Origin of the sequence: Colwellia sp. Bg11-28 (assembly GCF_002836245.1) — a bacterium.
GTDB lineage: Bacteria > Pseudomonadota > Gammaproteobacteria > Enterobacterales > Alteromonadaceae > Colwellia > Colwellia psychrerythraea_A.
Genome location: NZ_PJBA01000008.1, coordinates 143,659 through 168,650 on the forward strand (window position 1 = coordinate 143,659; position 24,992 = coordinate 168,650).

The window sequence follows — 24,992 nt, forward strand, 5'->3', positions numbered from 1 at the left end:
CCGCGTCTCCCCCCCAAAACCCACCTTGAGTGACTGTTAACATTGGCTTTGATAGCTACTCTCATTTAGACAAAGAAAATTTGAACTATTCTGACTTTTTATAAAGCAAATTAAAAACAACTATGTTAGACTACTTTCGCGTTGAGTTCTTGCGTTGCAGATGAAGGTTTATACTGACTTTTGTTGTAGTTTTCTATCTGATGCACATAGTGTATTGATTATTCTACACAGGCAGATTTAGACAATGCAAACTATTGTTTGAAGCAATGATTGTGTCGAATATGGTTTGTTTCCTTCCTCTTCCTGTACTTTTTGGTAGAGGGCACTTACTCGGGTGAAAACGGTTTCTACCCATTTTGGGATAGAGCCACAATATTATTTTATGATTACAGGAAAATGTTAGTATGTCTGATACAGTTACTGGTAAAGTTAAATTTTTCAACGAAACTAAAGGTTTCGGTTTTATAGAGCAAGAAAATGGTCCTGACGTGTTTGTTCACTTCAGCGCTATCTCTGGAGACGGTTTCCGTACTCTAGCTGACGGTCAAGCAGTTACTTTTACTGTTAAACAAGGTCAAAAAGGCCCTGAAGCAGAAAACGTACTAGCTGTATAAGTTTAACTTATAAGCTAATCTAAAAAAACGAAGCATGAGTTTAACTCTTCCTTCGTTTTTTTGTGTCTGCAATTTAAGAAAATAAGAACATACTCATATCAAAATCATCCCAACAACTGCAACTTCCTATCAACTCCCCCCTATCTAACTAAACTTGTAGCGACCTTTCCTTAATAATTCAATTACCCAAATAAAACCAGTTAAACAAAAGACTAATGTTAATAAGGCAAAGAAGGTTATTTGACCATTATTGAAACCACCTACCGACCCCTCTCCTAGAAAAGGGTAATCCATAAAGTGCAGCATAAAGAAGAAATCAACAAAACGTTTATCCTCATTACTGTGCCCGACTAAACGCCCTGAACTAGCATCTAAATAAACACTCGTTTCTAAGTCATCAGAAAAGTTTACCTGCCAAACGCTATTTTGTTCTTTGAGCATATCAGTAATAGGTGGTTCAAGTTTAACTACACTATTTATATCCCCTTTGCCCTTATAGCTTGCTTGAGCCAGCTTACCTGCAACATCATCATCGATAATAAGCTCATCTCCAACGTAAGCATCTACTAGGCTGTAATCGCTTTTAAAATGATTGTATAAGCCTTCTTCATGAGTTAATAAATAGTAAGGTTTGCCTAATCGCTGTATCAAGGCAACCTCAGTTACAGCTTTACTATTTTTATTCATGATCAGATCAAGGTTTACTAAACGTTTGTGTTCAATCTTTTGGAGGGCAATGGTTCTCTTATTTTGATTACCACGTGCTTTATCGTGGTCCATTAAATTAAAAAACAGTCCCGTACTTAGCCAAATAAATAACTGAATGAAAACCAATAGAGAAAGCCATTTATGGAGTTTCTTAATGGTAGAAAGCTTAATAGGTGACTGTTTTAGAGTATTACGCTTTTTCATCTGTAATCTCCTTATTCAAATCATTATCAACTTGACTGTTTCTTTTGTTCTGCTGGGGTATAAGGCGAAAGTAAGTCAGTACTAAGCCAAAGATACTGGCAATAAAAGCGAGTACAGTGAACACAAGAAGTAACTTATTGTCAGCCTCTTCGTCAATATAATCCATAACATGAAAAGCAAACATCCAATCAAAAATACGCCAGTAACTATGGCGCTTGGTTACTAGTTGACCAGAGTTGGCACTTATATAAAAACTAGGACTAGCAAAATCATCGAAATCAACTCGCCATACGGGTAAATGGCGACGACTTAATTCTCTTGGTGGATTAACGGTAATCAGCTGGGTATTAGTTACCACTGCTTGAGTATTTGTGTAGTTGTCTTTGGCTATCAAAATAGCTAACGTTTCTTTGATGGGCGATAATTGTCGACCATCAAAGGCCGAAAGAATAACCCTCTGTTCGCCATCATTAAAACGATAAACGCTTTGATTTAGCAATAAACCCAACTCAACATTTGATGCGTTATTATGATCGTTAATTAACTCACTAAAAGAATACTGAACGTCATCAACGGCGATTGTTTGTTTGTTATTGGCAACTAATGAATCACCATGAATATAATCAATATCCATTAGCACCATATAAGCCCCCGTAATAGACCAAACTAACAGTTGCATACCCACAAATAACATCAACCATTTATGATACTTTCTACTATTCCTATGTAAAGACACTACCAGTATTACCTTATATTTCGGCTAACGCTTGTACTAACATGGCTTCAATTTGAGACATAATTGCTTGGTTCGTAGCCGTATCAAAACCACTGATACGTGGCGTATGAATATGCCCAGTAGGGATTGTTGAACCTAACTTATTCCGCAAAGCAATACTTCGATAAGAGATCTCATTAGATAAATAACCTCCCCCACCACCTTGCACAGCAACCTTATCAACAAGCTCAGTTAAGCTATTGGCGGTAATATTTTTTGCGGTACCTGATTCGAGTATAGTTACTCCACGATTATCATTAATTTTGTAACGACCTTTCGCTTTCATCATCGCTTGATAAGGCAAGCTAAAAAGAACAAACTCATCACCTTTAAGCGGCGCTGCAAGTAAGCTAGGTATTAAAGGATTGTTCTTATTCGCGCCAGTATAAACATTGACATTATCTGGTGCTGTAGCACTGCGCCTTAACCCTGGGAAATGTTCTAAGTCAAAGTCACTTCGGCCCATTGAAAGAGTCGCAATCAAATCAACACTATTTAATGCATAAAAAGGGGCTAACAAGCTTTCAACTTCACCTTGATCAAAATCAGCATAACGTACCGGTATCATGGCAGCATTTATTTCTGCTGTTATCTTTTTCCCGTTCTGCATGTATTCGATAACCACACCATCAAGTAGTAACGCAGCTAAACCTGAAGGATTAGATTGTTTAATGTTTCTATCAAGCAAGAATGGGTCAAAACCAGTTAGCAAAATACGCTTATCGGTAGCTTGCTTGTAAGTTAAATCATTGCGACCACGGGATGTATTTTCAAAGGTTTCAACTAAGGCTGCCAATTCAGTTTGCGAATACTGAGTTGGCGTCGCTTTTACAAATGAGATAATAGCTAACCTTGTCCAGTATAAGGGCCTGTCATCAACAACCTGACCATTTTTCGCTTGTTCTTTACTGTATTGCCATAATTGATTACCAAGCAGTGATAACGATTGCTGAGCTAAAATGAAAGTATCCTTTTGTGGCCAGCTCTTTTTAAAAGCAAACCAATCAAAATGTGTACTTACTTCTGGCATTGCTTCTTCAGCTTTTATTACGCGCTGCTCTTCGATATTTAATGGTAATTTTGCATTGGAATATAAACTAGTTGAGCTAATAAAAAGAGAAAAAATCAATAATGCACGGTTGAACTTCATGATGGGCCTTTAATAAACAAGTAAGGATATAAAGCTATAATGCCAATGAAAAATATCGAAGTAAACTTCAGCGGCAAGAGACTCTCTAGAACATAACTAAAAATGGCGGTATATGTTTACAACATATACCGCCATTTTATTGTGTACTTAAACTGTTAATGCTAGTCAGCAATATACTCAACCACTTCTAGGCCAAAACCTGACAATGAGTGATATTTTGTTTGTGAACTTAATAAACGCATTTTACTCACACCTAAGTTTGCTAGGATTTGTGAGCCAACTCCAACATTACGAGAGCCAATGTGACGATTAGTTTCTTTTACGGTTTCACCCGCATCAATCTTGGCATATTTTTCTACCAAGTTAATTAACTCATTTGGTGACTCATGCTTACCGAGTAAAACAAGTACACCACCTTCTTTAGCAATTTTTTCTAACGCATTGGCTATTGGCCAAGTCGAAATACTTTCACGTTGACTGAATAATAAATCTCTAAAAGTATTTTCTAAATGTACACGTACTAAAGTCGGTTCATCCGCTTTAATTTCGCCTTTAGTTAAAGCAAAGTGCGCTTGACCGTCAATGGTATCTTTAAACACGGTTAAATCAAACTCACCAAAAGCGGTAGGAAGCTTACACTGAGAAACTCGCTCGATGGTTGTTTCTGTAGCATTTCTAAATTCAATTAAATCGGCAATAGTGCCCATTTTTATATCGTGTTTTTGTGCAATGACTTCTAAGTCAGAGCGGCGCGCCATCGTGCCATCTTCATTTAAAATCTCGACAATAACCGCAGCTGATTCAAAACCTGCCATGCGTGCTAAATCAACACTCGCTTCAGTATGACCTGCGCGATTTAATACACCGCCATCTTTAGCTATTAGTGGGAAGATATGACCTGGTTGAACGATACTAAGATGTGTCGCTTCTTTATTTGCAGCAGCAAGAACAGTGGTTGCACGATCAGCAGCAGATATACCTGTAGTTACACCGGTAGCAGCTTCAATTGATACAGTAAAGTTAGTACTAAACTGTGCCTCATTTTTATCTACCATTAATGGCAGTTTTAATGTCTCACACTTTTCACGGCTCATTGGCATACAGATCAATCCGCGGCCATGGGTTGCCATAAAGTTGATAGCAGCAGGAGTCACTTTTTCAGCGGCCATAATGAAGTCACCTTCATTTTCTCTGTCTTCATCATCCATTAAAATAACCATCTTACCTAAGGCGATGTCTGCGATGATTTCTTGTGGGGTATTTAAATTCATTTCGGCCTCTTTAAATGGCTAGCTATGTTGTTAGCCTATTTTAACTGTTCTTATTTGATATGTTTTTATGAGTTCATGACGTAGATGTACTCACCGCTTAATCTTTTAGCTAATTTTTATTAATTTTTGTTCGAAAGCAAGCTACTTAATAAAGCCTGCTTTTAATAACATGGATTCGGTAACATTCGACGCTGGAGCATGCTCATTCCCACCACTTTTAGTCAATAATCGTTCTAAGTACCGCGCAATTAAGTCCACTTCGATGTTGACCTTGCTACCTACTTGATACTCAGCAAAGATGGTTTCTTTTACCGTGTGTGGCACTATTGTTAATCGAAAACTACCTTGTGAATGACCTTTTGAGCCATCTTCAGCAAGCGCATTAACCGTTAAACTTGTACCATCAATAGTTACAGAGCCTTTTTCGGCAATATAGTGTGCTAAATCACTTGGCATACTTAACCAGTATTCAATACTATTACCGTTATTATTGATAGCTAATATTTCACTGACACCATCTACATGGCCAGAAACCATATGGCCACCAAAACGTGTGCTTGCCAACATCGCTTTTTCTAGATTGACTTTACTGCCAACTTTATAGCCTGCAAAACCAGTTCGCTGTAGAGTTTCATTAGAAACATCTGCGCTATAGCTGCCATTACCTTTGCCATTATTAAAATCAACAACCGTAAGGCATATACCGTTAGTTGCGATGGAGTCGCCCAGTTTAACATCACTCATGTCCAAGCTATTGGTAGCAATAACTAAACGAGCTCCTTGGGCATTAACATTTATGGCCGATATAGTACCAACGGCTTCGATAATTCCTGTAAACATAGACTTCTCTATTTAATTTTTTGTGTGATTATTTATTCGGTGTTCATTTATTCAGTATTAGTAAGTTGGCTAGTGATGCGAATATCCACACCAACCATACGAATATCACTAATAGTTAATGCCTTGGCTTGGTTCAGCTTTGATACTGAGGGCATTTCCATTAAGTTTTTACCATCGCCACCCATTAATTTGGGCGCTTGATACAGAATAAGTTCATTCACTAAATTTTGTTCAATAAAGGCACCACTTAACCGTGCGCCTGACTCAATTAAAATATCATTGAGCCCTCGCTTTGCTAGGTATTCTAACAAAGCCTTTAAATTTATTTTCAATTTACCCTGCGAGTTTTCAGTCACAGGTAATTGCACCTGTTCTACGAAATGCGGCCATTTTGGTAAGTTTTCAAGATGTGATTCAATTTTATTTTCAACGTAGTCCGGATCTATGCCATTAATAATTAAAATTGGTGACTGATGTTCGAATAATGCCAGGTTTGGCGTCAGTCTATTTTGACTATCAATTACAATACGTAAAGGCTGACGAAGGGCTTCTTTTGGGTAGTTACTTTTTAACTCACCTAGCTCAGACCAACGTACTGTCATCTTAGCATTATCAAAAAGTACTGAATCTGCACCTGTGATAATCGCGCAACTCTGGGCGCGTAGACGTTGAACATCTTGTCGAGCATCTGCTGACGTAATCCACTTACTTTCGCCACTTGCCATGGCTGTTTTCCCATCAAGGCTTGCTGCTAATTTACAGCGTACATAAGGAAGTTTATTGACCATCCTGTGAATGAATCCGACGTTGAGTAGCCTTGCGCTTTGTTCTAATAAACCCGATTGCACCGTGATGCCCGCTTCTTCTAATAGGGATAAGCCATTACCAGAAACTTGTGGATTGGGATCAACCATAGCGGCAATAACATGACTAACACCAGCATCAACTAATGCTTTGGCACATGGCGGCGTACGGCCAAAATGGCTGCAAGGCTCAAGGGTAACATAGGCTGTAGCCCCCTTGATTAAAGCGGGATTGTTCACTTTTGCCTCAGCTAACGCATTAACTTCTGCATGACCCTGCCCAGCTTTTTGATGATAACCTTCACCAATGACCTTACCAACACCTTCTTTATAGCTCACTAACACACAACCAACTCTAGGGTTGGGAGAAGTAGTGAAATGTCCTTTTTTAGCTAAATCTATAGCCCTAGACATAAAGTGGTGGTCTTGTTCAGTAAAGTTTTGCTCAGTAAGAGTGTTCTTGTTGTTAGGCGAACTAGTTTTCATGTTATTTAGCCGTTTTCGCTGGTTTAGCCTTTTTTGCTTTACCGTTTTTTTCTTTTCCTAATCGCGTGATCTCATCAGCAAACTCGCTGATATCTTCAAAGGACAAATAAACAGAAGCGAAACGTAAGTAAGCAACTTTATCTAATTCTTTAAGCTGCGCCATAATTAAGTCTCCTAGCATTTCACTGCTAATTTCTCGTTCACCAGTAGCGCGCATTTGAGACTTCAGCTTATTAACCGCCAACTCTATTTGTTCCATGCTTACAGGGCGTTTTTCTAATGCTCGGGTTAAACCACTAAGCATTTTATCTTCGTTAAACGGTTCTCTGCTGCCATCACGTTTTATGATTCTTGGCATCACCAATTCAGCACTTTCAAATGTTGTATAACGTTCGTGACAAGCTAAACATTCACGACGTCGTCTTACTTGATGGCCATCAGAAACTAAACGTGAATCGATGACTTTAGTGTCATTAGCTGAACAAAATGGACAATACATGGTTTACCTACGGTAATGGAGATTAAATTACGGACAAAAAAAATGGCCGCTCAAGGCGACCATTTTAATATAAAACAACTGATTTAGCTAAGTAAACTGAGTTTCCGTTAAGCCTTGAGCGATAAAAGGCTTAGTGTATGACGCTAGTTCACTATTCACTTACTTACACTAACTATTAAACAAATTTCAGTGTAAGTAGATATTTAGCTTTAAGCTGTGTGGCTCAATTTAAAGAAAAAAGCACGGAGTTGACGTTAGTCAATGAGTACTTTTGACGCTTAAATTGAGCTTTACAGCGACAAGATAAAAGCTACTTTTGGTAAACAGGGAAACGAGCACATAACTCTTTAACTTGGTCTTGAACACGTTTGCTAACGTCTTCATTTTCAATATCATCAAGAATGTCACAAATCCAGCCAGTTAATGCCTTAGTTTCTTCGATACCAAAACCACGACGAGTAATCGCTGGAGTACCTAAACGTAGACCTGATGTAACAAACGGAGAACGAGGATCGTTTGGCACTGAGTTTTTGTTTACTGTGATGTGTGCTTTACCTAAAGCGGCATCAGCATCTTTACCAGTAATATCTTTATCGATTAAATCAAGTAACAATAAGTGGTTTTGCGTACCGTTAGATACTACTTTATAACCACGGTCTTGTAATACATCTACCATTGCTAAAGCGTTAGCTAAAACATTTTGTTGGTAAACTTTAAACTCTGGCGATAATGCTTCTTTAAATGCAACGGCTTTCGCTGCAATAATGTGCATTAATGGGCCACCTTGACCACCTGGGAAAACAGCGCTGTTTAACTTTTTGTAAATAGCTTCGTCATCACAACCAGAGATAATTAAACCGCCACGTGGGCCAGCTAATGTTTTATGCGTAGTTGTAGTAACAACATGCGCATGTGGAACTGGGTTAGGGTAAAGACCTGCAGCAATTAAACCCGCAACGTGAGCCATATCTACGAAGAAGTAAGCGCCAACTTTATCAGCAATTGTACGCATACGTGCCCAGTCAACAACACCTGAGAATGCTGAGAAACCACCGATAATCATTTCTGGTTTGTGCTCTACAGCTAAACGTTCTAATTCTTCATAGTCAATATCGCCTGTTTCAGGGTGAAGACCATATTGGAACGCTTCATAAGACTTACCAGAGAAGCTTACATGTGAACCATGAGTTAAGTGACCGCCATGAGCTAAGCTCATGCCTAATACTTTACCACCTGGTGTAACTAAAGCTTGAAAAACAGCTGCGTTAGCTTGTGAACCAGCATGAGGCTGAACGTTGGCATAAGTAGCACCAAATAATTCTTTAGCACGATCAATCGCTAATTGCTCAGCGATATCAACATATTCACAACCACCGTAGTAACGCTTGCCAGGGTAACCTTCAGCGTATTTGTTAGTAAGTTGTGAGCCTTGTGCTTCAAGAACGCGCGGGCTACAGTAGTTTTCAGATGCAATTAATTCAATGTGCTCTTCTTGGCGAACAACTTCATTGCTCATTGCTTCAAAAAGTTCTGGATCAAAAGTAGCAATATTCATATCACGAGTAAACATGGTTTATTCCTTAAGTATTTCAGCCCAAGGCTGCAAACTGTGCCCTAGTTACCTATTTAGTAAACTTAATTATCAAATTCGATTAACTTGGACACACAAAATTAGTGGCAGTATTTTGCCTGATTTTTACCTGTATGTACACGGCAAAACGGGCTAGCCTTAGTGCATTTCGCACTGTTTTATAGCGTAAGTTGTTAAGCTATCGAACTTAACAGCACAATAAAAGTTTTCACCAAAGCAAGCAAACAGACTATAACTAATAAAAAAGCAAGTTACAACGAATATAAAACAGAAAACAAAACAAATACCCGAATAATAAACAGGTATGACGTGTAAAGTACAAATTATTCATGGAACAATGAATATTATTACAATACCAGAATGGCTGGCTCCATAATTAGTGGTGATATTGTTTATCGGAAGCCACTTATAACTTTATTGTGCAAAACTTAGCGGTATATTTGCACAGGCCTTATTAGATTAAGCTAAGTTGGCTCAACTCTTTAGTGCGCTTTTTCTGAAACCAATGGCTGACCAACCACAAGATGGCTATAACAAGGTTGATAACAAGGAAAGGCGGCCAAGGTGATTTTTCTGACTCTTCAACCATGGCATAGATGTACCAGTTAACTGTTGGTAGCAATAACCAGCATGATAGCTTGATTAATTTAATATATTTAATCGAAGACTCCAGCCCTGCAATAGCGTTAGCTACCGCTTTATCTGGACTATCACAGCTGTGTTGCCAAATACGTAAACGTATCTTAATTTCATAATAAACAAAGACTACTGAGGTTATTACTCCGAAGGCAAGGTAAGCAATAGTTGCCGTTCCCCAATCCCCTTGATACAGGCCAATTAATAACGCAATGAGAAGCCCTACAGTGGCGATGATATCAATAGCCAACAAAGATTTTGCTAGCAGAGTACGTTTTTTAGTTTGTTTTAATAACGCTTGAATATTTGTTTTTTCATAAGGCTGACTTTGCCAATCTTGGCTAAGTGTGAGCCATTGTTCATCAAGTAGATTGCTCGTCTCTGCACTAAACTCTGAAATAACAGCCGAACTTAATTGTTTCTCGGTTTCTTGATGAACACCTTGATGAACCTCTTCATTTTCAGGCAATTTATCGTTACTCATACGGCCTCCAACATTTGAGATAAGACTTGTTTAGCTCTCTGTAATCGTACACCAACAAGGTTTGTTGTAATGGATAAAACGTCTGCAATCTCTTGATAACTCATGCCTTCTAATGCAAGTGTTATCACCTGTTGTTGCTCAAGTTTTAGCTGACGAATAGCTTCGGCTAGCTTTTGTTGTCGTTGACTCTGGTTAAGTGATTGATAAGGTGTAGGTTGACGTTCATCCTTTTCAACCTCCATACTGATGTTACTTAAGTCTTGATCCGCTTTAATGGTTTTGACTGCTTTAGCAACGTGTGTCGCTAATACATTGTGAGCAATACGTGCAACAAAGGTTTTTACCGCTGCATCTTGACGAAACTGAGGTAAAGCTCGCCAAATATTTAACGCGATCTCTTGAAATAGCTCATCTTGAATAGCAATTTTTGCTTCAAAACCCGTAATGATATGACGTAGCAATTTTTCATGCTCCGTCATCCACTGGGTAAATACGACTTGATGATCCCCAACCTGCGGCTCTACTGAATAACAATCCAATGCGTTTTCCTGGCAGTCTGCTCTCTGCGCGGTGGCATAGGAAACGTCTGCTTTCGTTATGATTAATTTACTTAAATTTAACATAATATTTACTATAAGATTGTTATTTTATCATCAATGTCGCGATATACCCAAGCGACTTGAAGATGCACATTTCAGGATGCCTGAGTGATTCATGATCAAGGCGCTTCATTTTATTAAGGGTTATTCCCTTAAAAAAGGAGGCAACGAAGAGCATGGTTCACTCAGGTGTCCCCATAGGGCTGGTTTATAAACGCTTTAAGCCATGTTATTGATTTCGACAAGGGAATAATCCTTCTCTTCAATCAATGCCTTGCCTAAAGGCATTTCTAACTCCAGCTGAAACCTGCATCTTCATGTAGTTTGGGTATAGGCTTAACTTAATGCCATCACTACTTTTTCTGATTTTAGCTTCTTAGCTAGTGCTAAAACTAAAGCAATCGTGATAGCAATAGTCACTGCACTCGTAGCGAATACTGCTAACCAATCAACGTCAACACCCTTAAATATATTTTCAATTATCATGGATTGACCCGCGATTGGCAGCCAATTCAGCCACTGGGGACGATCATCCATCATCGAAACAACAAAAGGGATAAAAGCGGGAATACCGATAAGCATACCTACCGTTGATTGCGCCTCTTTAAAGCTCTTTGTTTGAAATGCCACAAATAACTGACAGGCTGACGCAAAGAAACAAATAGGTAATAGTAGTAATAATAATACCGCTGCGGTCGATAGATCTAAGCTAAAGGTGGCACCAATTTTAGTTAAATCGACAAAACCCACTGAAACAGAGGTAAGTATCAATATCAATAACACACCAATAACTGCCACTGTTGAAGCACTTATCAATTTAGCCAATACTATTTTCATGGTGCTTACAGGTTGGCAAAGCAACATTTCCAGTACATTACGCTCACGCTCACCGGCACTCGAATCAATCGCGACCGATAAACCAGACATAAATGCAGCTAACATCAAATAAATACCAAGCATCATTGAAATCAGCATAAAAGTAGCATCAGGTTTTGCCGTGTCTTGCTCAACTAATTTAACAGGGTTTAACAAACGTATGTCTACACCTCGAAGTAACAAGCGTTTATAACCTATGGATAAAGAGAACTCTCTTACGGCATTATTAATTCGCCTTACTGGCGGTTGAACAGCCTTGTCAGTAAAATCAGCCTGTAAATGCAATTTTATCGGCTTACCTTCTGCCATATCTGCTGCATAATCTTCTGGGATTTCAATCGCTATATTACGTTGTTCCCAAGTAGATTTTTCATCCTTAGGTACATCCGCCAAATCTAACAAGTTTTTATCTGCAAAGTGCTTGATTAACTTAGGCGCATGCTCAGCGCCGATGAACTTGACATAGATAGGCGGCTCATCCACCATTTTTTCAATCATGATTTTTGACATGACCATTATTCCGACAGGCGCTAAGATAGCCATCATTAACGCAACCATAAGCGCGCGTTTATCACGAAAAGCCTCTCGGTACTCTTTTATCACTAATGCTTTTAATTGGATTAAATCTACATTTAAATTTGAAGTAATCATGCAGCTACTCCTTCATCTGAACCAATTAATTTAACAAAAGCTTCTTCTAAATTCTGTTCACCCGCTAACTCACATAACTCTTGAGGAGTTCCTTGTGCGGCAAGCTTTCCATTAGCCACAATAATGACTCGGTCACATAAGGCCGCAACCTCTTGCATTACATGTGACGAGAATAAAATACAGTGTCCTTTGGCTTTAAACTTAGCTAAATGATTACGTAAAATACGGGTACTCATTACATCTAAACCTCGCGTTGGCTCATCAAGCACAAAGTTTTGCGGTTGATGTACTAATGCTTGGGCTAGTGTAACTTTCATACGCTGGCCTTGAGAAAAGCCAACAGTTTTACGATGTGCTAAATCACCTAACTCTAAATCTTGGATCACTTGTTCTATCGCTTGTTTTTTAGTTTTTCCTGACATGCCATGAAGGCTGGCAAAATAATCAATTTGCTCGTAAGCGGTAAGACGTTCATACAAGCCAAATTTGTCAGGGAAAATACCTAACTTAGCTCGTGCAGCAAGTGGGTTTTCAGTCACACTAATACCGTCAATGGTGGCAAAACCTTCGTCAGCTGAAAGTAATCCATATAACGTGCGTAAACACGTTGTTTTTCCGGCTCCGTTAGGGCCTAAAATACCAGTAATTTCACCGTCTTTGGCGGTGAAAGAAAGTCCATCTAGCGCTTTGACCGTATTCTTCTTATCTTTCTTATCAATAAAACTCTTATGTAAATTATTTACTTCTATCATTTCTTTTTCCTTCAAACATAGTTATTCCCTTATTCGTGCCATTACATATAAATGTATGCGCTCTATTGAATACCGTTAACACTGGTCATAAAGGTTTCTTGGGGAATGTCTTTTAAACAAGATTCATCAAGTTTCTTAGGCGTTTTACTGGTTAAAAACTCCTGAATTATATCGCTAGCACAGGTACTCATTGCCACGGTATGCGAAGCATTTTCAACAATAATATGATGGCTATTAGGTAGAGTCTTCGCTGAATACTCACCATTACTAGGCGGTGTGACTGGATCTAAATTACCTGACAAAATTAACGTCGGAATATCTGCTGTGACACTCTGGTAAAAACCTTCACTCGGGCGGTATTTAGGGAAGAATGGACAAACCATGTCCCATGCAAGCTGGCTGTCTTTGCCATCAAAGTTATTGTTCGCGTCCGCCGCTTTATCTGCTACCGATAACCTTGGCATATCTTCATTACATACAATGTTAAAGAGTAAGCCGGTATAAACAAGTTGTTCACCCTCCGTGCGAGCCATCAAACCAACTAGCGGTTGATAATTACCTAAGAAAGCTTGATGGATAACAAGTGGCACCATAGAACGACCTTCCATGCCATACAGCTGAAAGCGTAAGTTACCGGTAAATTTAGTCTCATCAATAACAAGTTTTGTTGGTGTGCCTAAACGAGGATGTAAGATATCAATGCTAGCAGGCTCTTTCGCTAAACGTACTTTTACTGCTTGAAATTCATCAGCTAAATTTGGGAAAGCTTTATGGCATGACTCACTATTTTTACAATTATCAATCAATAGATTAAAAGAACGTGCGCCACTTTGCCCGAACATGCCTATAGGTACTTCTATTGGACCAACACTATCTAACACAACACTTTCCAGAGACTCTGGAAACATACGCATAAAGACCAACCCTGCACGTGTGCCATAAGAGCCGCCATAAATATTTAACTTTTCATGACCCAGTGCTGCACGTATTGCATCAAAATCTCGAATAGCATTTTCAGAATTATATTGAGTTACATCACCTTTAAATTGCGCAACACAATCTTTTACTTCTTGAGGGGTTAATGCATCAGGTAAAGCGCTATAGACATTATCTACTGCTTCAAATTCACATGACAAGGGACTGCTTTTACCAGTACCTCGTTGATCAACAAGAATAATATCACGTGTTTTACGTACTTCACGAAAGACTCTATTTAATCCTGTCGCTAATTCAACTGCGGCTTGACCTGGACCACCTGCTAAAAACATTAACGGCGCCTTGTATTCACTATCATCAATAGCAGGCAATACGGCAAAATTAACGGCTATTTTATCACCATCAGGCTGCTGATAATTTTCTGGCACTTCAAGTTTGCCACACTGTACTTGTGAGCGAATTTCACCTAAATGGCAGTTTTCTAAAGTTAATTTACTATCATTAGCCCAACTCGTTGCCGTTAATGACAATAAACTTAGCGCCAACAGATTTTTCCACGTTACTTTCATTTTATCTTTCCTTAATAAAGCATTGGACAGTTAGTCTGCAGCTTTGCCAATTTATTACAGAAAAATAAAAATAAAGTTGATATATACCCGTTACCATTCAAAGTGCAATATTTCAGTGGGAATTAAAATGACTTTAGGCAATACATTGATGGAGGAGAATAGTTATTCTATTGTCGAAATCAATAACGCAGCATAAAGCATTTCTAAACCAGCCCTTCGGGGATGGTTGAGGAACTAATGATCAAGCGTCCCGAAAAACGCATCTTCAAGTGGCTTTGGTATATGATCCAAAAGCAATCAATAAGTAGACAAATAGCTACTTTATCCATCACAAGGCTAAAAAAATTGAAATAGCCATTCACAAACACCTGAATAAGCGATATGGTTTAGTCATATCTTTTTTAAATTAGTAGTGGGGATTTTATATGGACTTAAATCAGTGGGTAGATGAGTTATTTGAAGTGTTTGATGAAGATAAAGACGGCGTGATAAGTCGTTCTGAATTTGTTGAGCTAATTGACGTTTTATTACAAGACAAAGGTATTCGTATGTGCGAAACCATTTTTAATCGTTTTGATAAAAATCACAGCAACTCAATCTCTAAAGATGAGCTAAAAGATATGGTTATTGAGTTAGCACTTTAACTAAAGTTCGCTCTACTCTGATACCAAGGCTAACAGCAGATTTAGCCTTAGATAAACTCTATCTTTACTTTGTTTGGTGTTGTATTGACACTCAGCGTATATTCGCACACTAAACTTATTAAAGCAGCTCATTATGACTGATCAGAAAGACTTTCCTTCTGACAATTCGCCACCAACCTCTTATAGTCAAAGCGAAGAAAAACTTAATGTTATCAGCCACGCCTTTGGCCTATTGTTAAGTTGTTTCGCACTATTTTTACTATTAAATAACAGCCATGGCGAACTTAGCCGAATAATTAGTTTTAGTATTTTCGCTACCAGTGGCATTCTCCTTTTTCTCGCCTCAACTATTTACCATAGTTTAACGAATAAGCGCGCTAAGACGTTATTTAAACTACTAGATCACTGCGCCATATATTTACTCATTGCAGGTACTTATACACCACTATTTGCTATCACATTAGCAGGTCCGCTTGGTTATACTCTGCTGGTTTTCATTTGGCTATTTGCCCTATCCGGTGTTCTGTTCAAAATAAAATTTGGTAACAAATACAAAAAAATATCCCTAGCCACCTATCTAGGCATGGGTTTTATTTCGTTGGGTATTTTAGGGGAGTTATATGAGAAATTACCTGAACAAGCCATTGGTTTGCTGGCATTAGGCGGGTTAATTTATTCTCTTGGGGTTTTTTTCTATGTCAAAAAAACAGTACCTTACACGCACGCTATTTGGCACCTTTTTGTTTTAGGTGGTGTCACTTGCCATTTTTTAATGATTTATTGGTACGTGTAATATTCACTAATGCCACAAACCCGACCTAAATTATCTCTAGGATTCATTCAGATTTACGTTCACTTAAGATATGAAAGCTGACGTTAGTCCTTACGTATCTAACGGCAACTGTTCCGACAAAGCGGACTAAAAGCTATTTACGTCTTAAGCTCTTTTTAATGTGGCTATGGCTAAAAAATAAAACATATGAAACTAATTAGACAACATGATAATACAGCTATTAGTAATTTCTTGAATATTTAAAGTGTCCGTTAAACTGGGGAGGTTCAGAGTATCCCAGCTTTTTTATTATCCAAAGAACCAATAACACACGATTATAGCCGCACAGATTCCAGCAAGATCCGCGATCAAACCACAAAAGACGGCATGCCTTCCCTGCTTAATACCCACAACGCCGAAATACACAGCGAGCACATAAAACGTTGTTTCGGTACTGCCTTGCATAACGGCAGCTAATCGACCGGCGAAAGAATCCACGCCATGTGTATTCATGGTCTCTAGCATCATAGCCCGCGCACCAGAACCGCTAAATGGTTTCATCAGTGCCGTAGGCAATGCATCAACAAATTGCGTATCCAGCCCAGCGAGGACCAACAAGTAAGCAATACCGTCAACAAATAGATCCAAGGCCCCGCTAGCACGTAAAACCCCTATAGCCACTAACATTGCCACTAAATAAGGTATTAATGTAATGGCTGTAGTAAAACCTTCTTTGGCCCCCTCTATAAACGTCTCATAAACTTGCACTCCTTTACGCCAACCTATAGTAAGAAAGGCAAGAATAACACCAAATAAAATGATGTTAGCAGCCACCGAGCTAACCTTTGTCATTTGCTCTGCTGGCATACTTATTAAACTGGTAATGAGCAAGGATACGAGTAAAACAAATCCCCCCAAATAAGATAACACTACACGATTCAAAAGTGAGAGACGCTGAATCCAAGCGACAACTGACACCCCAACAACTGTTGATGCGCAGGTAGCCAGTAATATAGGGATAAAAACCTCCGTAGGGTTTAGAGCACCTTGCTGAGCACGATACATAAAAATAGTAACGGGCAATAACGTAACGGAAGACGTATTCAAAACTAAGAATAAGATTTGAGCATTAGTTGCAACATCTTTATTGGTATTGTGCTCTTGGAGGTCTTGCATAGCCTTTAGGCCAAGCGGAGTAGCAGCGTTATCTAGCCCTAGCATGTTAGCGGCCATATTCATGGAAATGGAGCCAAAAGCTTTATCACCACGAGGCACTCCAGGCATCAAATACCTAAAAAGTGGCTCAACGCCACGAGCAAAAAAAGATATAAGTTGGGCTTTCTCAGCGATTTTAAAAATTCCGAGCCACAAACAAAGTGTACCAATCAATCCAATTGCAATTTCAGCAGATAGTTTTGCCATAGAAAACAAAGAGGTAATAATTTGACTAAATACTTCAGCGTTATCTAGTAAGAGCCACTGATAACCTGCGGCTATAGCTGCTAGCCAAAAAAAACTTAACCATAATCCATTCAACACAACTATATACCCCGAATAAGAAAATTAGATACGAACAACTACAAATAGTTAGGATTATAACTTTAAAAGAGTCGAGAAAAATCAACAATCTAGAATTTAGATGCGGCGTCAATAAACTAGCGGCCACTTAGGCCTTTGAAATTATCATCTGACCCCGTTTATTAAGCATCAGCAGTTCAGTCTACTCACACTAATAGGAGGGTGTCGTGTCAAAATAGTGAACTACCCTTCGCTAAATTTATAGGAAATTAGATAACTATTCAAATGAGACATATTCTTTAAACAGGTTATGACAGCTTCAGGCTATAAGTTGACCTAAAGAACAATCAGTAGCTAACGTCAGCAAAGCGTACGCAGCAGACTTAAGCCCATAATAATTTCATGATGTTTTTTTGAATGATTTTCTAAGGTTCACTTATGCCACTTTATAGTCTTTAACTCCTGATAAAGACCATACTTAATCTGTTCAGGTAAGTGCCTATTTCATACGAATAATTGCCACATAACATTAAATGTTTACTCCTTTGCTTTCGATGTTTTAGGTACGCTTAAGCTCAATAACGAATACTCAGGGCTTGTACCATTCATTACTGGCTATATTGCTTTCGAAGAGCTGAGCATACTGACTGAACGCCTTAATGTTTAGGAGGTAATATGACTACGTTCACTACTGAATTTACTGCTCATATAGGTATTGATTGGGCAGATAAAAAACACGACTTTTGTATTCAAGGTGTCAATCAATCGACCCGTGAATTTGGAGTTTTAACTCACTCACCAGAAAAAATAGATGACTGGGTACAGTCTTTACATCAACGATTTGGAGGGCAACTGGCCATATCTATTGAGCTGACAAAAGGACCGATTGTGTATGCTTTGCAAAAATACAACTTCATCACAATCTTCCCTATCAATCCCTTGCTGCTAGCTAAATATCGTGAAGCATTTACACCGAGCAAAGCTAAAGATGATCCAACAGATGCTGAGTTAGCTTTGGATTTAATGATTAATTACCCTAAAAAAATCAAACCCCTTGCTTTACAAAGTACACCAATACGGAAGCTCATGTACCTGGTGGAGCAACGACGCCGATTAGTTGAGGATAGAAGACGTTTTGGGAATCGATTGATATACGTCCTTAAACAATACTTTCCTCAATTATTAGAGATGTTTAGCCATCGAGATTCGGAAATGTTTTGCAATTTTATTCATCGCTGGCCTAGTTTGCAAAAGTTGAAAAGAGCAAGAGCGGATACCATAAGAAAGTTCTTTTTAGCTGCTGGTGGGCGCTCAGTGCCACTAATTGAAAAGCGGATTGAGATCATTAATCATGCTCAATACATCACCGAAGATACCGCTATAATTGATTCACATCAGCTTCTAGCAATATCAATTTCAGATCAAATAATAACAACAGTTAGAGCTATTGGCATGTTCGACATCGAGATAGACAAGTTATTTCATGAACAACCAGATGCAGAGTTCTTTGAATCTTTACCGAGTGCAGGCCCTTGCATGGCACCACGGTTACTCGTCGCCTTTGGTGAAAATAGAGATCGGTTTACGACTGCATCAGAAGTACAAATGTACGCTGGCGTCGCTCCTGTAACCGTCAGAAGCGGACAAAAATCATGGGTACATTGGCGCTGGCAATGCTCAACATTCCTTCGACAATCATTTATAGAATGGTCAGCTAAAACCGTTCATTCATCTTATTGGGCAGGTTTGTATTACACCCAACAAAGAAGGAAGGGGAATTCTCATCAGTCGGCGGTAAGGTCATTAGCGTTTAAGTGGATCCGGATTTTATTTCGTTGCTGGAAGTCGAGAACGAACTATAGTGAAACGAAATATCTGAAGTCACTCAGAGATAGAGAGTCGCCACTATTATTGTTAAAAATAGTTGACTGAAAGACTCAGGGCGTGAAGAAGGCATCAGTGATTTAGGTGGTGAAGCTAATTTGGATTAGTTTTTCTATCGATAACGCATAAGCAAGTGCGTGTAACGCATCCGCTTACTTATGCGTCTATGTGCTACGATTTAAACAGCAACAACTTTATTTGCACATGGGCCTTTCTGTCCTTGCCCCACTTCGTACTCAACGGCTTGACCATCAGCCAATGTTGCATATTCACCGCCTGATTGAATTTCTGAATGATGAACAAACAAATCTTTACTTCCGTCTTCTGGAGTAATGAATCCGAAACCTTTATCTGAATTAAACCACTTAACTATACCTTTACTCATAACATTCTCTTTATTTTTGGTGAAAAATATAATTCTGATTTGCTATCACTATTACAAAATCAGGTTTTGAATTTAATTAAGCCACCTTAAGCTGCAAATTTTATTGCTGATTAACGATGCTTACCTTATTTATTTTTAATATTAGCCACCTTTCGCGCAATAACAAGTAACTCAGGTTATAGTGGCATAGTTAATTTGGCTATATTTTTAGATATATCAGTAAAGATATTCTATGATGTTATGTGCCAATTAACGAGTTAGAGTTAAACGTTCACAATTACCACTGTGTAGACATTAGGAGTTTGAGCTGTAAAGGTGGATTAGATTTTATAGGGATAACGCTTATGTAATTTACGCATTGGAGCGTAGCGGAAACACGTCTAATTGATGTACTTGTCAGCTCTACCTTTTTGCTCAAAATTCATTTCCCAAGCGCTCAAATAATTTTAGGTAATTAACGGTTTAACAGCTCCGCATTCGTTGGATATTTCTCAAGTAGCTCAACAAGTTTCCTAGCACCCTCCACAGGTTTAAGGCTGGTAAGCGCTCTTCTCAAAAATCTTACCTTTTCGATATCCTTCGAGTTAAGAAGAAGCTCCTCACGGCGCGTGCTACTTTTCGCAATATCCAATGCGGGAAAAACCCTCATATTTGCAGCCTCACGTGATAAAACGATTTCCATATTACCCGTGCCCTTGAACTCCTCAAATATCACTTGATCCATTCGGCTTCCGGTATCAACAAGTATGGTCGCTAGAATGGTAATCGAGCCACCATTCTCAATATTTCTAGCTGTGCCAAACAGTTTTCGTGGTATTTCCATCGCTCTAGCGTCAATTCCGCCCGACATGGTACGACCGCTGCTCTTTTGATTTGCATTATATACTCGTGTGAGCCTTGTGAGAGAATCAATGACAATCATGACATCGTGACCTTCACCAGCTTCCTTGCGAGCAATATTAAGAAGGTCATTGGCTACACGTACGTGATGGTCATAGTTTTCATCCGTGGATGAGGCATATACTTGTGCCGGCACGCTGCGCTTAAAATCCGTCACCTCTTCTGGGCGCTCGTCAATGAGTAACGCATAAAGCTTTATATCGGGATAAGCTGCGCCCACAGCCTGGCAAATATGTTTTAAAATGGTCGTTTTTCCGGAGCCAGGCGGTGCAACAATCAACCCCCTCTGCCCCATTCCTATTGGCGTGAACAAATCCATAGCTCGCGCGGAGTGTTGCTGAGAACCTAATTCTAGGTGAATACATTGTTCAGGATTGATGGCTACGCCATTTAAAAAACGCTTTTGTGGGTCATCATGAGATACATCCTTGACCACTTCATCTATTGGTTTGGAAACTATTTTTCTTTTCACGTTCAGTTTTAATATTTTTCTTGTCATGATATGGGTTTATAGCTCTAGATAATTAAGTATTTTTTGACGTCTTTAACGTAGTATAACGCAGCTAACGGCTCATTATGTTGACCGTGCAAAGTTAGCTACTTTTAATGTTATATTTTATTAAAAGATAGATAATAACGTATTAAAAAAAGTATTGATAAATATTTTACGCAATTGTCTGCAAAGCCACAAAGAAGTCTAAATTAGGGGTAAAAACCTATCTCACTTTGTGCATCTTTGCACCATAGAAGTATGAAATTTATGTCCGCTATATGATCAGAAAATTGACCTTCATATTCGGGGAGGCTTTATGTCTTCTGTGCCCACGGAAACGACCTAACTGTAAATTTAATTAGATTTTGAAACAGTAAATTTTATTGAATGACATATTAAAGGTAGTAGCTGCCACAAAACGGTCGTTTTTTGTGAACCAAAGTCACCTCAGCTAAGAGGCAGTTTGATACGTAAACGGACGTTCTCCTCCTTGTTTATTTAATTTTTACTTTCGGACATGAGTTCTAGAAGTATAAATAATATTTTAAAGCAAGAGGAGTGTGATTGATTCGTAGCACCTAATCCAAAAATCAGTGTTAATTTTCTTTTTTTCAGTATTGACTATCCTCTCATCAAAGCCTCTAATATGTCGCAGTATAATAACAATAAAAAAGGTGTTGTATGGCTATTCACAATATCACTGATAGCGCATTACTAGTAAAGAAGTCACGAAGAACAATTCAGCGATACATAGCTAACGGCAAGTTAACAACGGTACGTGATACGTTAGGTAAGCCACAAATCGATACTACTGAGTTAATACGTGTTTTCGGTTCGCTATCTAAAGTGTCGCAGAAAATAATAGCTAAAAAGTCACAGAATGTCGCAGGGAAATTGTCGAAAAAAAATAACACCATTAATTTAACACCGGATGAACTTGAAGATATCATTACTCGCGCTGTAGAAAAAGCACTGAGTAAAGCGATACCGCTATTGATTGAACATAAGAACACAGCACCAATACCCGAACCAATTATTGCAACGACTCCAGTAGTTCATAGAAAAAGAAAACCAATACTACCAATAAATAGACCTTCTATTCCTAAAAAGAAAGAACGTAAAAATGGTTATGCTGCTGCTTTTGGCCTTCCTAATGTTATTACCGAGGTTATTCATTTACAGATAATGAAGTTACACGGTGAGGGCTTAACATCACGAGAGATTGAAAAAGAGGTCAGTGTTAGTCTTGCATCAATACAACGGGCGATTAACGTTAGCACCTAAAGCAATTAGTGAATCCGATAGAGTAAATTGCTAGGGTCATGCTCTATAATAGACGGTCGGTATTGGGAAAGTAGAATCACCTAACGCTCACTTTTGCACAGAGAAGACCAAATCTATTAGCCGAAGTTACTCAAAATTAGGTGCGCTATCGATACGTAAGCAGACATAAAAATTGAGGCGACAATTCGGGACACCCATTAATTGAAATGATCCCGATCAATGGGTGTCCTACCTTTTTACCTTTCCAGCGTAGAATTTCATCCAAAATCTATCCTTAGCGAACAAGGTCATCAGTTACTTGATCATTTTTAAACCTAAGTACAAATTAAAGTACGTACATTATAACGAGATTTGCTAAAGTAGAGTTGTAATGAAAGCAACAATAGAGGCTCACTATGTCGATTGAAAGAAGGTTTTATCCTAGAAAAGATGTAAATTTTTCGGTATCTATCGTCTTAAAAGACAGTGAGCAACAGTTAACAAGTACTGCAATTAATATCTCTTTATCAGGAGTCCAACTCAGCGCAGACAAAGCATGTGTTGATTTCATTTTAAGTCACACCAATCACCACCCTACTCAATTTCAAATTATACTCAACGAGGATAAAAAATTAGGGTTAATGACCGTACGCGTAATTGTAATTCGTCGTATATCTCAAAATGATTTTCTATTAGGTTTAAAATTTATCAATATTACTGTCGGGCAATTAACTTCAATAGAAGCATTGTTAAGCCAACAGATAAATGTAGTGGTTAAACAAAATTGGCCAACCTAATAGATTTTTGGTTGTTGTTTAAATCTCTTCTTTTAACGATCAGTTGACCTAAAGAACAATCAGTAGCTAACGTCAGCACTACGCACAAAGTAATCATCATTTTTCTGAAGAATATATTCTGTTGCCTAACACCAAGACACAAAAAAGCCGCACTTTCTATTATTAACAATAAAGAGTGCGGCTTTTTACTATTTACATTTCATTGCCTCAGTGAAGGCAATGAAACCTAAGTTAAGTTGTTAATAGCAACTTCAGGACTAACATCAGCATCGTAATCAACACCGTCAATACCAAAGCCAAACAGTTTTAAGAATTCTTGATGATAAGCACCGTAATCAGTTAATTCATCAATAGTATCAGTATCAACACTATTCCAAATATCAGTAACACGTTTTTGAACGCTATCTTCTAGCTCTTTATAATTCTGACGGAAACGACCTTCTTCATCTAAACGAGGCGAGTCACTATAAATGTTCTCTTTGAATAAGTTCGCAATTTGCTCAATACAGCCTTCATACGTACCGTCGGCTTTCATCACTTTAAACATAGCTGAGATGTATAAAGGCATAATAGGAATAGCTGAGCTGGCTTGTGTTACCACAGCATTTAAAGAGGTTACACGTGCTTGACCATTCAAATCAGCAGTTGCTGCGTTAATAGCAGTAGCCGCTCTATCTAAATCTTCTTTCGCTTTACCAATAGTCGCTTTACCATAAATTGGCCAAGTTAATTCTTTACCAATATATGTGTAAGCTACGGTTTTAACGCCTTCAGCTAAAACACCAGCTTCACCCAGTGCGTTCATCCACAATTCCCAATCAGCGCCGCCCATTACATCAATAGTACCTTGAATTTCAGCATCATTTGCTGCTTCAACAGAGACTTCATCAATAACACGCTTTGAGGTATTAAGGTTTTTAGTGGTAACACTTTGGCCAATTGGTTTTAACGTAGAAGAATATACTTCACCGGTATCTGGATCAGTTCTGCGAGGTGATGCTAATGAATAAACAACTAAATCAATTGTACCCATATCGGCTTTAATTGCTTCAATCGCTTTTGCTTTTATTTCATGAGAAAAAGCATCGCCATTAATATTCTTTGCGTAAATACCTGCTTCATCAGCTGCTTTTACGAAAGCAGCTGTATTGTACCAACCAGCAGAGCCTGTTTTCTTTTCTGTTGGTGGTTTTTCAAAGAAAATACCTAATGTTTTCGCATCATGACCAAAAGTAGAGGTGATACGTGACGCTAAACCATAACCAGTAGAAGCACCGATAACCAAAACATTTTTAGGACCAGAAGTCGCTGATGTTTGCGCTTTTACATAAGCAATTTGTTCATTAACATGCGCTTCACAACCTACTGGGTGAGCATTAGTACAGATAAAACCACGAATTTTTGGTTTGATAACCATAAGTTAACCTTTTTATTTATATTAGTGACTCAGCTAGAGTATGTATTTAGCTAAGGTTTGAAAGAAACTTTCAAGTATTTGATGACATTGTACCTTGCCTCAAGCATAAAGAGGTACGACCAGAATACAATATATTCTACTTTCCGCCACCTAAGCAGTTTGGAGAGCTTGGCGCCTTGCCAGCATACTGCTCTTGCCACTCTTTTTCCGTGTAGGTGTGTAATGCTAAGGCATGAATTTTTTCAGCTAACTCTTGTGAAAGTACGTTATTGATTAAACGATGACGCTTAATTAAACGCTCGTTTTCAAAGGCTTTGGCTACAATAACCACTTTAAAGTGTGACTCACTGCCCGGCGGTACATTATGGTTATTACTTTCATTAATCACATCTAAGTGTGAAGGTTGAAAAGCATCAAGCAGTTTTTGTTCAATAACAGAGGCAACAGTCATTATTCTCTCGCTGAGTGTAAAATA

At 38.5% G+C, this 24,992-nt stretch carries 24 protein-coding genes; 6 read left to right on the forward strand and 18 right to left on the reverse strand.

What is annotated here, in order from left to right:
- Window positions 1–404: 404 nt before the first annotated feature.
- Window positions 405–614, forward strand: coding sequence for a cold-shock protein (locus CXF79_RS16660; protein WP_011041587.1), 210 nt, complete (start codon window positions 405–407; stop codon window positions 612–614).
- Between the two features lie 144 nt (window positions 615–758).
- Here CXF79_RS16660 and CXF79_RS16665 read toward each other — a convergent pair whose 3' ends face one another.
- The 13 genes from CXF79_RS16665 to CXF79_RS16725 all read right to left on the reverse strand — a co-directional run bounded on the left by CXF79_RS16665 (window position 759) and on the right by CXF79_RS16725 (window position 14,444).
- The gene (locus tag CXF79_RS16665) at window positions 759–1,526 is read right to left on the reverse strand and encodes a PepSY domain-containing protein (protein WP_101156647.1); all 768 of its coding nucleotides are present in this window, start codon (window positions 1,524–1,526) and stop codon (window positions 759–761) included.
- Window positions 1,513–2,262: a PepSY domain-containing protein gene (locus tag CXF79_RS16670; RefSeq protein WP_232769224.1), complete on the reverse strand. Its 750-nt coding sequence runs from the start codon at window positions 2,260–2,262 to the stop codon at window positions 1,513–1,515. The genes CXF79_RS16665 and CXF79_RS16670 overlap by 14 nt, the downstream gene beginning before the upstream one ends.
- A gap of 13 nt (window positions 2,263–2,275) precedes the next feature.
- Complete coding sequence (locus tag CXF79_RS16675) at window positions 2,276–3,451, reverse strand: hypothetical protein (protein WP_101156652.1); 1,176 nt, start codon at window positions 3,449–3,451, stop codon at window positions 2,276–2,278.
- Window positions 3,452–3,612: 161 nt separating this feature from the next.
- Window positions 3,613–4,722 carry a 3,4-dihydroxy-2-butanone-4-phosphate synthase gene (gene ribB, locus CXF79_RS16680; protein WP_011041582.1) on the reverse strand — a complete coding sequence of 370 codons (1,110 nt, stop codon included), beginning with the start codon at window positions 4,720–4,722 and terminating at the stop codon, window positions 3,613–3,615.
- 141 nt (window positions 4,723–4,863) lie between these two features.
- Window positions 4,864–5,562, reverse strand: coding sequence for a riboflavin synthase (locus tag CXF79_RS16685; protein WP_101156655.1), 699 nt, complete (start codon window positions 5,560–5,562; stop codon window positions 4,864–4,866).
- A gap of 47 nt (window positions 5,563–5,609) precedes the next feature.
- Entirely contained in the window at window positions 5,610–6,851 is a 1,242-nt protein-coding gene (ribD, locus tag CXF79_RS16690) for a bifunctional diaminohydroxyphosphoribosylaminopyrimidine deaminase/5-amino-6-(5-phosphoribosylamino)uracil reductase RibD (RefSeq protein WP_101156657.1), read from the reverse strand.
- 1 nt (window position 6,852) lies between these two features.
- Window positions 6,853–7,350 (reverse strand): transcriptional regulator NrdR, encoded by a 498-nt coding sequence (nrdR, locus tag CXF79_RS16695; RefSeq protein ID WP_011041579.1) that lies wholly within the window; start codon window positions 7,348–7,350, stop codon window positions 6,853–6,855.
- Between the two features lie 310 nt (window positions 7,351–7,660).
- The gene (gene glyA / locus CXF79_RS16700; protein WP_011041578.1) at window positions 7,661–8,920 is read right to left on the reverse strand and encodes a serine hydroxymethyltransferase; all 1,260 of its coding nucleotides are present in this window, start codon (window positions 8,918–8,920) and stop codon (window positions 7,661–7,663) included.
- A 475-nt stretch (window positions 8,921–9,395) separates the two neighbouring features.
- On the reverse strand, window positions 9,396–10,061 hold the full coding sequence (locus tag CXF79_RS16705) for a hypothetical protein (RefSeq protein ID WP_101156661.1): 666 nt from the start codon (window positions 10,059–10,061) through the stop codon (window positions 9,396–9,398).
- Window positions 10,058–10,684: a sigma-70 family RNA polymerase sigma factor gene (locus CXF79_RS16710; RefSeq protein ID WP_232769225.1), complete on the reverse strand. Its 627-nt coding sequence runs from the start codon at window positions 10,682–10,684 to the stop codon at window positions 10,058–10,060. Before CXF79_RS16710 ends, CXF79_RS16705 begins: the two co-directional genes overlap by 4 nt.
- Window positions 10,685–10,996: 312 nt before the next feature.
- On the reverse strand, window positions 10,997–12,187 hold the full coding sequence (locus tag CXF79_RS16715; protein WP_011041574.1) for an ABC transporter permease: 1,191 nt from the start codon (window positions 12,185–12,187) through the stop codon (window positions 10,997–10,999).
- Window positions 12,184–12,939: an ABC transporter ATP-binding protein gene (locus CXF79_RS16720; protein WP_011041573.1), complete on the reverse strand. Its 756-nt coding sequence runs from the start codon at window positions 12,937–12,939 to the stop codon at window positions 12,184–12,186. Before CXF79_RS16720 ends, CXF79_RS16715 begins: the two co-directional genes overlap by 4 nt.
- A gap of 62 nt (window positions 12,940–13,001) precedes the next feature.
- Window positions 13,002–14,444 carry an alpha/beta hydrolase gene (locus CXF79_RS16725; protein ID WP_011041572.1) on the reverse strand — a complete coding sequence of 481 codons (1,443 nt, stop codon included), beginning with the start codon at window positions 14,442–14,444 and terminating at the stop codon, window positions 13,002–13,004.
- Window positions 14,445–14,869: 425 nt separating this feature from the next.
- Between CXF79_RS16725 and CXF79_RS16730 the strand changes: the two genes are divergently transcribed.
- Window positions 14,870–15,088, forward strand: a complete 219-nt coding sequence (locus CXF79_RS16730; RefSeq protein ID WP_011041571.1) for an EF-hand domain-containing protein — start codon at window positions 14,870–14,872, stop codon at window positions 15,086–15,088.
- Window positions 15,089–15,221: 133 nt separating this feature from the next.
- Window positions 15,222–15,881 (forward strand): PAQR family membrane homeostasis protein TrhA, encoded by a 660-nt coding sequence (trhA, locus tag CXF79_RS16735; protein WP_101156664.1) that lies wholly within the window; start codon window positions 15,222–15,224, stop codon window positions 15,879–15,881.
- Window positions 15,882–16,169: 288 nt separating this feature from the next.
- Here trhA and CXF79_RS16740 read toward each other — a convergent pair whose 3' ends face one another.
- Window positions 16,170–17,399, reverse strand: a complete 1,230-nt coding sequence (locus CXF79_RS16740) for a nucleoside recognition domain-containing protein (protein ID WP_101156668.1) — start codon at window positions 17,397–17,399, stop codon at window positions 16,170–16,172.
- Window positions 17,400–18,053: 654 nt separating this feature from the next.
- Here CXF79_RS16740 and CXF79_RS16745 point away from each other — a divergent pair.
- Window positions 18,054–19,310 carry an IS110 family transposase gene (locus CXF79_RS16745; protein ID WP_101153835.1) on the forward strand — a complete coding sequence of 419 codons (1,257 nt, stop codon included), beginning with the start codon at window positions 18,054–18,056 and terminating at the stop codon, window positions 19,308–19,310.
- Window positions 19,311–19,440: 130 nt separating this feature from the next.
- Here CXF79_RS16745 and CXF79_RS16750 read toward each other — a convergent pair whose 3' ends face one another.
- A complete protein-coding gene (locus CXF79_RS16750; protein ID WP_057180547.1) occupies window positions 19,441–19,647 on the reverse strand; it encodes a cold-shock protein in 207 nt (68 codons plus the stop codon).
- A 454-nt stretch (window positions 19,648–20,101) separates the two neighbouring features.
- Window positions 20,102–21,046: a transcription termination factor Rho gene (gene rho, locus CXF79_RS16755; RefSeq protein WP_101156671.1), complete on the reverse strand. Its 945-nt coding sequence runs from the start codon at window positions 21,044–21,046 to the stop codon at window positions 20,102–20,104.
- A gap of 675 nt (window positions 21,047–21,721) precedes the next feature.
- Between rho and CXF79_RS16760 the strand changes: the two genes are divergently transcribed.
- On the forward strand, window positions 21,722–22,324 hold the full coding sequence (locus CXF79_RS16760; RefSeq protein WP_101156674.1) for a hypothetical protein: 603 nt from the start codon (window positions 21,722–21,724) through the stop codon (window positions 22,322–22,324).
- A gap of 395 nt (window positions 22,325–22,719) precedes the next feature.
- Complete coding sequence (locus CXF79_RS16765; RefSeq protein ID WP_011041564.1) at window positions 22,720–23,100, forward strand: PilZ domain-containing protein; 381 nt, start codon at window positions 22,720–22,722, stop codon at window positions 23,098–23,100.
- 226 nt (window positions 23,101–23,326) lie between these two features.
- On the opposite strand, the gene fabV is transcribed toward CXF79_RS16765, so the two are convergent.
- Together fabV and CXF79_RS16775 are read right to left on the reverse strand one after the other, a co-directional pair.
- Window positions 23,327–24,517: an enoyl-ACP reductase FabV gene (fabV, locus tag CXF79_RS16770; RefSeq protein WP_101156677.1), complete on the reverse strand. Its 1,191-nt coding sequence runs from the start codon at window positions 24,515–24,517 to the stop codon at window positions 23,327–23,329.
- A gap of 136 nt (window positions 24,518–24,653) precedes the next feature.
- The gene (locus CXF79_RS16775; protein WP_011041562.1) at window positions 24,654–24,968 is read right to left on the reverse strand and encodes a BolA family protein; all 315 of its coding nucleotides are present in this window, start codon (window positions 24,966–24,968) and stop codon (window positions 24,654–24,656) included.
- Between the last annotated feature and the right edge of the window lie 24 nt (window positions 24,969–24,992).

Bases quoted from the DNA above. Each gene is read 5' to 3' on its own strand.
- trhA (WP_101156664.1), top strand. From the start codon at position 15,222: ATGACTGATCAGAAAGACTTTCCTTCTGACAATTCGCCACCAACCTCT.
- CXF79_RS16720 (WP_011041573.1), bottom strand. From the start codon at position 12,939: ATGATAGAAGTAAATAATTTACATAAGAGTTTTATTGATAAGAAAGAT.
- ribB (WP_011041582.1), bottom strand. From the start codon at position 4,722: ATGAATTTAAATACCCCACAAGAAATCATCGCAGACATCGCCTTAGGT.
- rho (WP_101156671.1), bottom strand. From the start codon at position 21,046: ATGACAAGAAAAATATTAAAACTGAACGTGAAAAGAAAAATAGTTTCC.
- CXF79_RS16710 (WP_232769225.1), bottom strand. From the start codon at position 10,684: ATGTTAAATTTAAGTAAATTAATCATAACGAAAGCAGACGTTTCCTAT.
- CXF79_RS16730 (WP_011041571.1), top strand. From the start codon at position 14,870: ATGGACTTAAATCAGTGGGTAGATGAGTTATTTGAAGTGTTTGATGAA.
- CXF79_RS16765 (WP_011041564.1), top strand. From the start codon at position 22,720: ATGTCGATTGAAAGAAGGTTTTATCCTAGAAAAGATGTAAATTTTTCG.
- CXF79_RS16775 (WP_011041562.1), bottom strand. From the start codon at position 24,968: ATGACTGTTGCCTCTGTTATTGAACAAAAACTGCTTGATGCTTTTCAA.
- CXF79_RS16665 (WP_101156647.1), bottom strand. From the start codon at position 1,526: ATGAAAAAGCGTAATACTCTAAAACAGTCACCTATTAAGCTTTCTACC.
- CXF79_RS16760 (WP_101156674.1), top strand. From the start codon at position 21,722: ATGGCTATTCACAATATCACTGATAGCGCATTACTAGTAAAGAAGTCA.
- glyA (WP_011041578.1), bottom strand. From the start codon at position 8,920: ATGTTTACTCGTGATATGAATATTGCTACTTTTGATCCAGAACTTTTT.
- CXF79_RS16675 (WP_101156652.1), bottom strand. From the start codon at position 3,451: ATGAAGTTCAACCGTGCATTATTGATTTTTTCTCTTTTTATTAGCTCA.
- nrdR (WP_011041579.1), bottom strand. From the start codon at position 7,350: ATGTATTGTCCATTTTGTTCAGCTAATGACACTAAAGTCATCGATTCA.
- CXF79_RS16660 (WP_011041587.1), top strand. From the start codon at position 405: ATGTCTGATACAGTTACTGGTAAAGTTAAATTTTTCAACGAAACTAAA.
- CXF79_RS16685 (WP_101156655.1), bottom strand. From the start codon at position 5,562: ATGTTTACAGGAATTATCGAAGCCGTTGGTACTATATCGGCCATAAAT.
- fabV (WP_101156677.1), bottom strand. From the start codon at position 24,517: ATGGTTATCAAACCAAAAATTCGTGGTTTTATCTGTACTAATGCTCAC.
- CXF79_RS16705 (WP_101156661.1), bottom strand. From the start codon at position 10,061: ATGAGTAACGATAAATTGCCTGAAAATGAAGAGGTTCATCAAGGTGTT.
- CXF79_RS16745 (WP_101153835.1), top strand. From the start codon at position 18,054: ATGACTACGTTCACTACTGAATTTACTGCTCATATAGGTATTGATTGG.
- CXF79_RS16750 (WP_057180547.1), bottom strand. From the start codon at position 19,647: ATGAGTAAAGGTATAGTTAAGTGGTTTAATTCAGATAAAGGTTTCGGA.
- ribD (WP_101156657.1), bottom strand. From the start codon at position 6,851: ATGAAAACTAGTTCGCCTAACAACAAGAACACTCTTACTGAGCAAAAC.
- CXF79_RS16715 (WP_011041574.1), bottom strand. From the start codon at position 12,187: ATGATTACTTCAAATTTAAATGTAGATTTAATCCAATTAAAAGCATTA.
- CXF79_RS16725 (WP_011041572.1), bottom strand. From the start codon at position 14,444: ATGAAAGTAACGTGGAAAAATCTGTTGGCGCTAAGTTTATTGTCATTA.